Consider the following 13584-nt stretch of genomic DNA (forward strand, 5'->3'; position numbering starts at 1 on the left):
CTCAGTGTCGACTACGCTCGGCGATGCGAATCACTGCTTCACCCAGCGCCAGTGTCACCATCGCGCCCACGAAAATCGCCACCTGAAGACCCTCGCCGGGAACATACAGGAATAGGATCACCGACAGCAGCAGGCAGCCGGCGCAAACATAGGCAAACAGCCTGCCAACAGGGCTGCCGCCGGGTACGCGATAGGGCCGGGGATGGTCGGGGTCGCGCTGACGCAGTCGCCAGAACGCCAGCGACATCACAGCGTAGGGCAGCAGGAAGATCACGGCGCTGAACGAAAACAGTGTCCAGAACAGGTCCTCATTGCTGCCGGCCATGAAGCCGTAGAGCAGCAGGACGCCGGTGCTGACCAAGCCCATCAACAAAGCGGCGCCTATGGGTGTGCCCTTCTGGCTCTCGCGGCCAAAGATGGCCGGTAGCTCACCGCCCTGGGCCGCCTCGGCTGCTGCCCGATTGCAACCCATCGCCCAGGTCACACCGTTGGAGTAAAAGGTAAACAGCGCTGCAATCCCCAATCCAACAACCAGGCTGTTGCCCAGCTGCGACCCGCCGAAGAAAAGCGCGAGCGTATCCACAAGGCCCTCCACCAGGTTGATTTCGCCTGCGGGAAGCGCGGCCAGTACCGCCAGGGTACCCATGAGGTAGAGGCTAATGACGATGGCCCCGGAGATGAGAATGGAGCGGGGCACGTCTCTGGCCGGATCCTGCATATCGCGGCTGCTGGCGCTCACCAGCTCGAAGCCTAACATGCCGTAGACCATGGCCGGTATGTAGTTGAGGCTGCTGCCCCAGTCGGGCGTCATGGACGCCAGTGTCAGCGGGTTGGCCATGCCGTGGTCGCCAACGTAGTGGACGGCACCTGCAATGATGGCCAGGAAGATAATAATTTTGAGCAGTGCTCCCAGATTGGGTACCCATTTGCCCATGTCCAGCGCGATTATGTTCACCAGCATCATTAGCCAGATCAGCACTGTGCCCATTAGGATCTGGGCGGCAAGCGATAGCTCTGGCATGAATAACTGTTTGAATACACCGGCAAACAAGACGGCCAACGCGGGAATCCAGAGCGCGGTATTGACCCAGTAGCACCAGCTTGCTCGAGAAGCCCACCGGCGCCCGAAGGCGTCGCGAATCCAGGCGTAGATGCCGCCTTGCTCAGGGTAGGCGCAACCCAGTTCCGCACAGATCAGGGCAAAGGGCACAAAGAAGATCGCGCCGAGTAAACACCACCAGAAAACGCTGGATGCACCTATCGAGGCGGTGCTGGTGAGGGTGTCTAGCAGAAGAATGGCTGAGACTGTGAACAGCACCAGATCGCGCTGGCGCAGCGTCTTGGCCGGTGAGGTGGTGTTTTCCATGGCAGGCCTTAAACAAAAAGCCCGGCGCTAGGGCCGGGCTGTCAGGGTTCAGGCGATGCCGAAATGCGATGCGGTGGCGTCGAGGGCAGCGCCCAGCTTGTCGATGAGGATATCAATCTCCTCACGATTACACACCAAGGGTGGCGCCATGATCATGGCGTCGCCGGTCTGGCGCACCATCAGCCCATTTTCGTTAGCCACGTTGCGGCAGTAGACAGCGCCACCTGACTCGGGGGCTAGTCGCTCACGGCTGCTCTTGTCGCTCACCAGTTCCACTGCGGCGAACATGCCCTTGCCGCGTACCTGTCCCACAATGGGGTGGTCGACGTACTCCTGCAGACGCGCCTGGAAGTGCGGAGCAACGTCGCTGGCTGCCGTTTCAATGATGTTGGTGTCTTTGAGGATGCGGAGTGTTTCCAGGCCAGCAGCACAGGCAGCCGGGTGGCCGGAGTAGGTGAGACCGTGTGCAAACTCACCGCCACCTGCCAGCAGTACGTCGGCAACACGATCGCCGACCATGACGCCGCCCAGGGGCATGTAGCCATTGGTGACTGCCTTGGCGAAGGTCATCAGGTCGGGCTTGATGCCATAGGTTTCACTGCCAAACCACTTACCGGTGCGGCCGAAGCCGCAGATGACTTCATCGGCGATTAGCAGAATGTCCCGCTCATCGCAGATGCGCTGAACTTCGGGCCAGTAGCTGTCGGGTGGAATGATGACACCGCCGGCGCCCTGAACGGGTTCTGCGATGAAGGCAGCCACATTGTCCTCGCCCAACTCGTCGATCTTCGCAATCAGTTCCTGTGCGACGCGGATGCCAAACGCATTGGGATCTTCCTCCGCGCCTTCTTCAAACCAGTGAGGCTGATTGATGTGATGCACGTAGTCCAGGCCACGAGCCTGCTTGTGCATTGCGCTCATGCCGCCGAGTGACGCAGCTGCCACGGTGCTGCCGTGATAGGCGTTCTTGCGGCTGATGATCAGCTTCTTCGACGGCTTTCCGATCAGATCGAAATAGCGATGTGCCAACTTGATGTTGGTGTCGTTAGCCTCTGAACCCGAGTTCGTGAAGAACACGTGGTTGAAGTTGGCGGGCGTAACATCTACCAGCGCTTTGGCCAATTCTACGGCCGGCTGGTTGGAGCAGTTGAAGAAGTTGTTGTAGTAGGGTAATTCCTGCATCTGGTGGTACACCGCCTCGATGATGCTCTGCTGGCTGTAACCCAGGTTGCAGCACCACAGGCCAGACATACCATCCAACATCTTGTGACCCTCAGAGTCATAGATGTAAATGTGTTCCGCCTTGCTGAAGATGCGGCCACCATGCTCTGCATAGTCATGGAAATCCGTAAAAGGGTGCAGGTGATGGGATTGGTCCAGCTTGCGCAGGCTGGCAGTATCAACGGCTGTGTTCATACGCGATGCCTCAGGTTCTTAGTGAGTTAGGTAGACGGCAGTTCTACACTTGGGTGTTATAGCCGTAATCGGGTCAGGATAGTTAAATAGTGTGGCATAGCGGCCACAGCGCAGGATTACCCCAAAGGTGGTGTTTTGCGCCCTCCAACGCCGCCCATACGGATACGCCAATGACAAAAACAACACAGACTCTGGACGCGTTTCTCGCCAGTCATCCGGATTTAGAAACCTTTGAAGTGATCTTGCCCGATATGGCCGGCGGCCTGCGTGGTAAGTGGGTTACCCGTGACAAGATTGGCAAAGTGATGGAGGGCGGGCTGAAACTTCCCCTGTCTTCCCTGGCATTTGATGTGTGGGGCCGTGACGCGGAAGCCTACGTGTTTGATTCTGGCGATGGTGATGGTTACGCCGTTGCCGATGTCCGCACCCTTGCGCCGGTAAGTTGGGCGAAGCGGCCCACCGGGCAAGTGCTGATTTCCCTCAGAGAAATCAGCGGTGAAACCTCTCCTATCGATGCTCGAGCGCAAGTGCAGCGACAAGTCGATCGTCTGGCGGGGCTTGGGTTTACCGCTGTCGTCGCCAGCGAGATGGAATTTTTCCTGCTGAAGAATGCCCGCGACTTATTGGGCCGACCTCAACATACCCAAACCGACAGAGTCGGTGGCGCGCTGCAAACGGGACAGACCTACGGTATAGAAACCATGCAGGACATGCAGGACGTCATGCATGGCATTCGTGATGCCTGCGTGGCGCAATCATTGCCCATCGATACGCTGATTAAGGAAAGCGCGCCATCACAGTATGAGATTAATCTGTACCACAGTAACGATGCGTTGTTGGCGGCAGATCAGGCGCTGATGCTGCAACGGGTGATTCGCGGTGTTGCCGCTACCCATGACCTGCATGCCACGTTTATGGCCAAGCCCTTCGGCGAATTGGCCGGCAACGGCATGCACTTGCACTGCAGCTTGCTCAACGAGGAAGGCGCCAATGTGTTTGATAGCGGCGATGACCGCGGCACCGAACTCTTGCGCCAGGCTATAGCGGGCTGTTTGCAGACCTTGCCCGACATCATGCTGCTGCTAGCCCCAAATCTGAACTCGTACCGACGGTTCCAGCGCGGAAGCCACGCACCATTAGCACCCAGTTGGGGGTATGAGAACCGCACGGTAGCAGTACGCGTCCCTACCGATGCCCCGATTGCGACGCGCCTTGAGCACAGGGTGGCGGGAGCCGATGCGCAGCCGCACTTGGCCATCGCCGCCCTGCTTGCGGGTGTGGCCTATGGCATAGAGAGCCGTCTTGAGGCCCCCGCGCCGCTAACGGGCAATGCCTACGATCAATTGCCACCCAGCCTGCCGCGCTACTGGCCGGATGCGCTGGAACGGTTTGAGCAGTCTGAATTTGTGAGCGACTACCTGGGTGATGAATTTCAGCGTGTTCATGCGCTGGTCAAACGTCAGGAAATGGATGAATTTGATCGTCAGGTTACACCGCTGGAGTATGATGCGAACCTGTAACGCAGGGGGCTGCAATGAACGATAACAATGTGCCCATCAATGATGATTCCATGTATGCCAACGTCTACAGCTACATGGGGTTACCCTTCAGCCGGGATGTAAACGACGTCGATCTGGATGCTTTTGTTATGGGTGTGCCCTATGACCTGGGCACCAGTGGGCGCGCGGGTACCCGTAGCGGCCCGACGGCGATACGTCAGGCCAGTGCCAACCTGCGCTGGGAAGAGAATCGCTGGCCCTGGGAGTTTGCACTGCAGGAACGGCTGCGCGTTGCTGATTATGGTGATGTTCAGTTTCTCTGGGGTGACTCCGAGGACATGTTGGCCAAGGTGGAGGCGCATGCACGGCGTATCACCGGCGCGGGTAAAACCTTGTTTAGTTTGGGTGGTGATCATTTCGTTACACTGCCGCTGCTGCGCGGCACGGCCGCGACTCACGGTAAGCTGGCACTGGTGCACTTTGACGCGCATACCGACACTTACGATGAGGACGAGAAGTACAACCACGGTTGCATGTTCTACCGCGCGCCGCGAGAGAGTTTGATAGATCCGGCGCATTCCGTGCAAGTCGGTATCCGTACCGACTACGACCAGCCCAACCATGAGTTCCTCGTCATTGATGCCCACACGGCCAGTGAGCAGAGTGTGGCTGACACGGTGGCGGCCATTCGCCAGAGGGTGGGAGACTCACCTGCCTATCTCACCTTCGACATCGATTGCCTTGATCCCGCCTTTGCGCCGGGCACAGGCACGCCGGTGGTAGGCGGGCTCAGCAGTTCCAGGGCGCTGCGCATTCTGCAGGGCATTTCCGATCTAAACTTTGTCGGCTACGACCTCGTGGAGGTATCCCCGGCTTACGATCACGCAGAAGTGACGGCATTGGCCGGTGCTTCATTGATGCTTCAGTTCCTGTATATGCACGCCAGCCGGCCATGAGCCCGGGTTACTAGCGCATAGGCTCGCGTAAATGACCCTCGCGGCTGAGCTATAGTGGAAGCAGGAATGCCGCAAATACAGCCCTTGCTGTAAGGAGTTGTTACCATGAATTCATCGCTGCCAAAAACCGAAATCAAGCCCAGCGTCTGTCCGCTGGATTGTGCCGACACCTGCAGTCTGGATGTTGAAGTTGCTGACGGGCAGGTAAAGCGTGTTCGCGGCAGTGATGCCAATCCTTTCACGCGCGGCAAAATTTGCGCCAAGGTCGCCCAGGGAATGCCCAGCCAGGTGCATGGCAAGGCGCGCATTACCCAACCGCTGCTGCGCAGCGGCCCCAAGGGCGCGGGTGCCTTTGAGCCCGTAAGTTGGGAGCGAGCGCTGGATGAAATCTACCAGCGCTTCAGCGATATCATTGACCGCTTCGGTGCCCAGGCCATTGCCCCCTTGAGCTACGGCGGCCCTATGGGTCTGCTCGCGGGCGGCTCTATGGACAAGCGATTCTTCCATCGCCTGGGTGCCAGCCTGGTGGACTCCACGCCGCTGTGCGCGGGTACGTCCGCCGCTGCCTGGGAAAGTGTGTTCGGCGACGTAGGCGGCATCGCCTTCGAAGAATTGTCCCACTCCAAGCTGATTGTGGTCTGGGGGAACAATATCACCGCCTGCAATCTGCACCTGACAACACTGATCCGTGACGCCCAGAAGCAGGGCTCGACCCTGGTGGTTATCGATCCCAAGCGAACCCGCATCGCCGACTCGGCGGATTTATTTCTGCCGGTGCGACCCGGAACCGATGTGGTGCTGGCCTATGCAGTAGCAGCCCTATTGGAGAAGGAAGGTGGTTTGGCTGCAGAGTTTATCGCTGAACATGTTTCCGGCCATGAGGCCTTCCTCGATTCGGCCAGACAGTACACACCGGCGGTAGCGGCAGACATCTGCGGCCTCGAGGAAGAAGACATTCTCCGCTTTGCGCAATACTGGCGTGAGCTCAGCCCGGCTGCGATCTCGATGGGCGTGGCCCCCGAACGTAACCGCAATGGCGGCTCCGGCATTCGCGCCGCCTTCGCGCTGCCCGCGCTGACGGGAAACTTTGGCCAGCCGGGCGCGGGTGTCTGTGATGTGTCCGGTTACTTCCCCGTGGACTCGGACGCGCTCTCGCGGCCCGATTTGGCGCCGAAGGGGCTCCGCGAGTTCAACGTGCTCGATATGCCTGACCACATTCTCACACCAGGTGATGCCCTGCCGCTGAAGGCCGTCTTTATTTACAACCATAACCCGGTGGCGGTGCATCCGCGCCAATCGCTGATGCGAGAAGCGCTGCAGAGTGAATCTCTGTTTGTTGTCGGGTCCGACGTCAGCATGACGGACTCGATGGCCTACGCGGATGTGATTCTGCCGGCCTCAACCCACCTGGAATACGGCGACCTTTATCAAGCCTACGGGCACCAGTACCTGCAGCGTTCTGAAGCGGTGATACCGCCCGTGGGTGATGCCAAATCCAATATGGAAATCTTCCGTCTGCTGGCTCAACGCTTTGGCTTCGACGATGCCTGCTTTTCAGACACGGACGCCAGCTTGATGGATCAGGCAATAGAAGCTGGCAGCATGGAGGCAGTTATCGGTGCACCTGCCAGTCAGCTGCCGATTGGCACGGCCCTGGATGTTGCACAGGGTCAGCCAGAGAGCCTGTTGCGCGGCGCTCAGCCCGATACCCCCAGTGGTCGCATAGAATTATTCAGCCAGGCGCTGGAGGATGAGTCGGGCCTCGGTGTTCCCGCTTACCGACCCTTGATAAATCCGCGTGCATTTCAGGTGGTAACGCCTGCCTCGGAACGACGGGTGAACTCCACCTTCGGTGCGTTGGATACCCACATCGGTGATATGGTGTGTGAAATGAACCCTATAGATGCGGGGGCACTCAGGCTCAGCGATGGACAGCCCGTGCGCTTGGTCAATGAGCAGGGCGACATAGAGTTGCCTCTGTTGCTCAGCGATCGCGTTCGTTTGGGCACGTTGTATGTTCCCAAGGGTGCCTGGTTGGCTGAGAGCCCCACAGACCAAACAGTGAATGCCCTGATTCCTGGACACAAGGCGGACATGGCAGGCGGTGCCTGTTATTACGACTGCACGGTGGATATCAGCGCTGCCTGAAGCACATTCGTATCACTGAGCAGCGCCGCTATCCAACCGTATAGGCGCGGTTGTTGATGCAATAGCGCGTGGCTACTCTGCGCAATCGGCAATTTAACTGCCAGGATTTGCAGTGAGTAACTACGACACAATTGTTATCGGTGCGGGCCACAACGGTCTGATATGCGCCGCTTACCTCGCGAAGAAGGGCCAGCGTGTGCTGGTGCTTGAGGCCGCTCCCGCCGCAGGCGGTTTGGCCATGACGCGAGAATTTCATCCGGGTTTCAAGGCGTCTGTCGCCCACAGCCTGAATCAATTTTCCGGCAAGATTGCTGCTGACCTGAATCTCAAAGCCCACGGCTTTGATTCGTCGGGCCAGGCGATGCCTACGGTGGCACTTGACCCCGACGGCAAGCACATCAGCATCAGCGATGACGCGCTGCAGGGCGCTGGCGAAGACGACGCGGCCAGCTATGTGAAGTATCGCAAGGCCATGAAAACCTTTGCCCGGGCTTTGGAGCCTTTTTGGGCCAAGACCATGCCGGGCGTTGGCAACAACTCCCTGGGTGAGTTGATGACCTTCGGTCAGCTGGGTTTGCGCCTTCGTATGATGGGCAAAGAGGACATGCTGGAGTTTCTGCGTGTCGCTACCTTGCCCATGCGCGACCTGATGGATGAGTACTTTTCAGACAAGCGCCTGCAGGCTGCGCTCAGCTGGGACGGACTGGTGGGTGCCAAGCTGGCACCGCGCTCACCTAACAGTGCTGTGTTTGGTCTTCTGTACCGCATGATCGGCGAACATCAGGGAATGCACAGTATTCCTGCCAGCGGTATCAGTGGCCTGGTTAATGCGCTGCAGGGCGCCGCCACGGCAGCTGGTGCGGAAGTGCGCTTCGACGCACCCGTAAAGCGGGTGGTTGTGGACGCAGACGAGAATGGTCTGCGCGCAAGCGGCGTTGAGTTAGTAGGCGGTGAAACGGTGACAGCCAGTCGCGTTGTCTCCTCTGCTGACCCGCAGACCACCTTCCTTAAGCTGGTAGGCGCGCGTCACCTGGAAATCGAATTTGCCAATCGTATTCAGCGTCTGCGCTGTGAAGGCTATGTGGCCAAGCTGCATCTGGCATTGAAAGGCGCGCCAAACATCCCTGGGCTGTCTGATGCCAATGCGCGCATGATCATCGCCGATCAGCCGGATGCGCTTGAGTTTGCCTTCGACGATGCGAAGTACGGCGGCTACTCACAGAACCCAGTCATGGAAGTATTGCTGCCGTCCCTCACGGACAGCTCATTGGCACCAGCCGGCCAGCATGTGCTGTCGGCCAACATTATGTATGTGCCTGCCAATCTTAAGGGTGGCTGGACAGACGAAGCCCGCGCGGACCTCAGTCGTCGGGTCATGGATACGCTGGAGGCGCATATCCCGGGACTCGCGGATCTGGTGGTGCACGCAGAGTTGCTGACACCTGCCGACCTTGAGTCGCAGTTCCGTGTCACAGGTGGCCACTGGCACCACACCGAGTTTGCGGTGGACCAGATGCTGATGATGCGCCCCACTTACGAGGCAGGCCAGTACGCCACGCCGCTACCCGGCTTGTACCTCTGTGGTGCGGGCTCTCACCCCGGTGGCGGCCTGATGGGCGGACCCGGTCATAACGCGGCCCACGAGATACTGAAATGAAACGCTACGATGCAGTGATTATTGGGGCCGGTCACAATGGCCTCACAAATGCCGCCTACCTCGCCAAGGCTGGCCTGGATGTGATGGTCGTCGAAAAGAACGACTATATCGGCGGCGCGGCAGTTACCCGTGAAATGCATGAGGGCTGGTTCTACTCCAGCTGCTCCTATGTGTGCTCCATGATGCGTCAGGCCATTCATCGTGACCTCGACCTGGCCAAGCACGGACTGTTGCTGGTGCCTTATTTGGGCACCGTGGCTTTTGGCGATCGCGGTGAAACCCTGATCGAATACACGGACGAGGAAGCGTCTTACAACGAGCTGAAAAAACACTCGCCGCATGACGCCGACGCGATGCACCGGTTTCAGGCAGATCTGGGCCGCTATGCGCAGCTAATTCGAAAGACGCTGCTGCGTACACCACCGGATCCCAGCTCGTTCAAGCCCAGAGACATCAAGGAACTGCTGTGGCTGGCGAAGGAATTCTACGCACTGGGTGAGCGAGAGCTTTACGAGTACGTGCGCTTCTTCACCATGAGCGCCGCGGAGTTCCTGGAAGATTATTTTGAGAACGACCTGGTCAAGGCGGCCATGGCGAGCCCCGGCATCATCGGTACTGCATTGGGTGTGTACTCTCCGGGTTCCGCCTATGTGTTGTTGCACCATGTGATGGGCGATGTAGACGGAAACGTGGGTGCCTGGGGTCTGGCCCGAGGCGGTATGGGCGCGATTTCCAATGCCCTGTGCAGTGCCATGAAGGCGCACGGCGGCGAGCTGCGCACCGGTTCCGGTGTTCAGCAAATCCTGGTTAAAGGCGGCAAGGCTGTCGGTGTTGCGCTTGAGAACGGCGATGAGATTTACGCCGATATCGTGGTATCCAACCTCGATGCGCGTCGCACGTTTACCAAAGTCATGGACAAGAACGACTTGCCCGATGGCATTTACGAGCGCGCGGAAAACTTCAAGATTCGCGGTTCTTCCGGCAAGGTAAACATTGCCCTGTCAGGCATGCCCAAGTTCAACAACGTACCGGACAACCCCTACATTAACCGGGGTGGTCAGGGCTTTGTGGGATCGCTGGAAACCATGGAGCGCGCTTACGACTGCTGGAAGCGCGGCACCTGGTCTGACGATCCCTTCATTGAGTCGGTCATTCCATCAGCCTGGGATCCCACAGTGGCTCCCGCTGGCAAACACTGGATGTCGAACTTTATTCAGTACTGCCCGCCCAAGTTGGCCGACGGCGAGTGGACACCCGAAAAGCGCGACGCCTTTGGGCAGACGGTGATCGATAAGATCGAGCGTTTTTCACCCGGATTCAAGGACCTGATTGTTCACATGGAAGTGCGCACGCCGCATGAGATTGAGAACGAAATCGGTCTCACGGAAGGAAATATTTTCCAGGGCGAGCTGACCATTGACCAGTTGCTGTTCAACCGCCCCTTCCCGGGTTACGGCCAGTACCGTATGCCGGTGAAGAACATGTATATGTGTGGCTCGTCCACGCACCCGGGTGGCGGCGTGTCCTCTGCCTGCGGTGCCAACGCTGCCCGCGAAATTCTGCTGGACCTGAAACGCCCCAACACCGTGCCGGAGGACGATTGCTATGACGAATGAGCCGGCCATGAGCGCTGATCCATTCCAGGGGGAGCGCCCCAGACATACCCATTTTCACGAGCGTCAGGCCGCACTGAATGTGCGCGAGGCTTGGTCAGCCTGGAATGGTTTCAGGTTTGCTGACTACTATTACGATCCTGAGTACGAATATTTCTGTATTCGTAACTTCTGCGGCACCTACGACATCTGCCCCATGCAGAAGTACTACATTAGTGGTCCAGATGCCGCGGCCATGCTCGACCGTATGGTGACTCGTGACATCAAAAAACTGAACGTAAACCGCGTGACCTATTGCGTATGGTGCACGGATGAAGGTCGCATCGTGGATGACGGCACCATCTTCCGCATCAGCGAAGATACCTACATGCTGACTTGCGGTAGCCCCAGCGTATCGTGGCTGCGTAAAAGCGCCATCGGTTTTGACGATGTCACAATCACTGATATGACCGACGAAATCGCCGGCTTGTCGCTGCAGGGCCCCACCTCGTACTCCACCTTGAAAGCCATGGGGCTGGAAGGTCTGGAGACACTCAAGCCCTTTGGCATTATGCGTTTCCCGTTCAACGGCGTGGAACTGATGGTGTCTCGCACAGGCTTTACCGGTGACCTGGGCTATGAGCTCTGGATAGACCCCTCACAGGCGCTGGCCATGTGGGACGCACTGTACGCAGCGGGCAAGGACTTTGGTATTCATCCCTACGGTGAAACTGCCACCGACATGGCGCGCCTTGAAGCCGGCTTTATCATGCCGGATATGGAGTTGTCTGAATCCCTCAAGACCATTCACTTCGAGCACGATCAATCGCCGTTCGAACTGAACCTCGGTTGGCTAGTGGATTTCAAGAAGCCGCACTTCAATGGCCGCAGGGCACTGTTGGAAGAACGTGAACGCGGACCGAAGTGGACACTGGTGAAGCTGGATATTCCCGGCAATAAAGTTGCCGAAGGTGCCATCATGTATGACACCGAGGACTGCGATAACGAGATCGGCTATGTTACCTCGGCCATGTGGTCACCCTCAGTGAAAGCGAACATTGCACTGGCAATGATCAAGACGCCCGCACTGAAAGGCGATATCTGGGCAGAGATTTACTACCAGAAAGAACTGCGCTACTACCGCAAGATGGCCCTGTGTGAGGTCAAGGACAAGCCCTTCTGGATGCCGGCGCGCACGCGCCAGACGCCGCCTGAGGTTTACAGCTAGGCGGCTTCACTCTCGCTGCGGATTTCTGATTTCCAGTCCGAGATGTTCATCTCGATGGCCAGGAAACCCAGGATCCACAGCGCTTCATCCCAGGCATACATATAGTGGCCGCGGTAGATCCAGTATGCCGCGATCATCCACAGTGTGACGTAGAGCACTGCCTTGAGCCAGTTGGCGCTGCGAATTGCAACGCCGCGGGTGATGCCTCTGTCTTGTAGCCGCACTACCGCTTCCATACACACCAGAATCACCAACCAGGTCAGCGCCTCCGCGAGGTCTATCCACACCAGCTGCTGTTCTATGGCGAGTCCCTGTGTATCGGTGACGACCGTGCCTTTTTCAATCAGGTAGAACTGTGAATCGGTGGATAACGTGCTGCAATTTTCTGGACTCAGTACGGCATAGGCCAGATTCGAGCCGTAGGACAGTTCCCCGTCAACCAGCTGGCACAAGCTTGTGACATCAGGAACGGGTGATAAGCCCAGCAGTTCCAGTCCGCTGTCGCCGTAGGCGTAGAGTGTGTGTGCGAGGAACAGGAAGCACACCCAGCGTGTGCCGTGCATCATCATAACTCGCCCGCGTGTGAAGGCTTCATCGGAGAGCAAATAAGTTTCTAGCTCGAACAGCATTAGCAGGGTTAGCCAGGCGAAGATATCCAGCGTAGTGGCGTAGGCGGCTGTCACATCCAGCAGCGATGAGTTGGCATCCAGTGTATGTGCCGAGATCCGAATATCGTCCGTCACATAGATGATGAAGTTCATGAACAGCAGTGAATAAACGACGATCTTAATGAGCTGTCGCAGATCAAAGCCTGTGCTCATGGCGCTAGGTGTGCCGCTGGTTGTCATCGTAATCTGTTCCTCAAGCTGCTCCGTGTTGCAGTCATTTCGTGTCTCAGTGTTATTTTTAGTGTAGGGTCTAGCTAGTTTTGGCTCAGGAATGTACGCAATGATAAGCGCTGACTTCGTGGCGACCTATTTTGAAGCCTGGAATCACGGCGATGCAGGAGCGGTTGCAGACCTGCTCGGCAGTGACGGCACTTACCTGGATATACCGACTCAGCAAACGCTCTCCGGCGAAGACCTGCTGATTCACCTGCGTGAGTTCTTTGACCAGGGCGAATGCCGATACCAGTTGGTGGGCGAGATACTCACCGGTGAAAATACCATTGCGTTTCAGTATCAGGCGGTTCCCGAGCCCGGCTCCACCAGTCCGCCCTGGACCGGCGCCGAGTTTGTGACTTTCGAAGGCGATGCTGCGGTGCGCATTGAAGACTACTACCGCACGCCGGCGATGGAAGCGGGTGAAGGCGGTTGGAAGCGGCGTGTGCAGCGCTACGCCAAGTCCGGCTTGGATGAGTCGGCCCTGCAGGATGTGATGGGCAGGTTGGGTGAATTGATGGAGAGCGAAGAGTGCTATCTGGATCCCGATCTGACGCTGCCTCAACTGGCAGAGCAACTGGCCTGCTCGGTGAACCATCTGTCTCAGGTAATCAATGCTGGTTTTGGCATGAGCTTTTACGACTACGTAAATGGTTACCGGGTGCGCCGCGCCGAGGTGCTGCTGGCCGCCGATACTTCGCCACCGCAAGCTATTTTGGACATAGCGCTGGCGGTGGGCTTTAACTCGTCGTCTACCTTTTATTCCGCCTTCAAAAAGGTCACCGGGCAGACTCCCGCACAGTACCGCAAGACCGGCAGTCAGCCTGAGTAACTGCGCCAC

10 protein-coding genes are annotated in these 13584 nt (G+C 57.9%); 7 read left to right on the forward strand and 3 right to left on the reverse strand.

Annotated features, from left to right (window positions below; translation table 11 throughout):
- Position 1: 1 nt before the first annotated feature.
- Positions 2-1366, reverse strand: a complete 1365-nt coding sequence (locus IE089_RS11465; protein ID WP_189477948.1) for an APC family permease — start codon at positions 1364-1366, stop codon at positions 2-4.
- Between the two features lie 48 nt (positions 1367-1414).
- Positions 1415-2782 carry an aspartate aminotransferase family protein gene (locus IE089_RS11470; protein WP_189477949.1) on the reverse strand — a complete coding sequence of 456 codons (1368 nt, stop codon included), beginning with the start codon at positions 2780-2782 and terminating at the stop codon, positions 1415-1417.
- Between the two features lie 170 nt (positions 2783-2952).
- Here IE089_RS11470 and IE089_RS11475 point away from each other — a divergent pair, with 170 nt between their 5' ends.
- The 6 genes from IE089_RS11475 (at position 2953) to IE089_RS11500 (ending at position 11862) form a co-directional block, all read left to right on the forward strand.
- Complete coding sequence (locus IE089_RS11475) at positions 2953-4302, forward strand: glutamine synthetase family protein (RefSeq protein WP_189477950.1); 1350 nt, start codon at positions 2953-2955, stop codon at positions 4300-4302.
- A 14-nt stretch (positions 4303-4316) separates the two neighbouring features.
- On the forward strand, positions 4317-5237 hold the full coding sequence (gene speB / locus IE089_RS11480) for an agmatinase (RefSeq protein ID WP_189477951.1): 921 nt from the start codon (positions 4317-4319) through the stop codon (positions 5235-5237).
- A 105-nt stretch (positions 5238-5342) separates the two neighbouring features.
- Complete coding sequence (locus IE089_RS11485) at positions 5343-7385, forward strand: molybdopterin-containing oxidoreductase family protein (RefSeq protein ID WP_189477952.1); 2043 nt, start codon at positions 5343-5345, stop codon at positions 7383-7385.
- A 112-nt stretch (positions 7386-7497) separates the two neighbouring features.
- Complete coding sequence (locus IE089_RS11490; protein ID WP_189477953.1) at positions 7498-9042, forward strand: phytoene desaturase family protein; 1545 nt, start codon at positions 7498-7500, stop codon at positions 9040-9042.
- Positions 9039-10658 (forward strand): phytoene desaturase family protein, encoded by a 1620-nt coding sequence (locus IE089_RS11495; RefSeq protein ID WP_189477954.1) that lies wholly within the window; start codon positions 9039-9041, stop codon positions 10656-10658. The genes IE089_RS11490 and IE089_RS11495 overlap by 4 nt, the downstream gene beginning before the upstream one ends.
- Positions 10648-11862 (forward strand): aminomethyl transferase family protein, encoded by a 1215-nt coding sequence (locus tag IE089_RS11500; protein ID WP_189477955.1) that lies wholly within the window; start codon positions 10648-10650, stop codon positions 11860-11862. The genes IE089_RS11495 and IE089_RS11500 overlap by 11 nt, the downstream gene beginning before the upstream one ends.
- Here the strand turns inward: IE089_RS11500 and IE089_RS11505 are convergent.
- On the reverse strand, positions 11859-12710 hold the full coding sequence (locus tag IE089_RS11505; RefSeq protein WP_189477956.1) for a hypothetical protein: 852 nt from the start codon (positions 12708-12710) through the stop codon (positions 11859-11861). The two genes, IE089_RS11500 and IE089_RS11505, sit on opposite strands and share 4 nt — an antisense overlap.
- Positions 12711-12810: 100 nt before the next feature.
- Between IE089_RS11505 and IE089_RS11510 the strand changes: the two genes are divergently transcribed.
- Positions 12811-13575, forward strand: a complete 765-nt coding sequence (locus tag IE089_RS11510) for a helix-turn-helix domain-containing protein (protein WP_189477957.1) — start codon at positions 12811-12813, stop codon at positions 13573-13575.
- The last annotated feature ends 9 nt before the right edge of the window (positions 13576-13584 follow it).

This window comes from Parahalioglobus pacificus, assembly GCF_014652275.1.
GTDB classification, from domain to species: Bacteria; Pseudomonadota; Gammaproteobacteria; order Pseudomonadales; family Halieaceae; genus Parahalioglobus; species Parahalioglobus pacificus.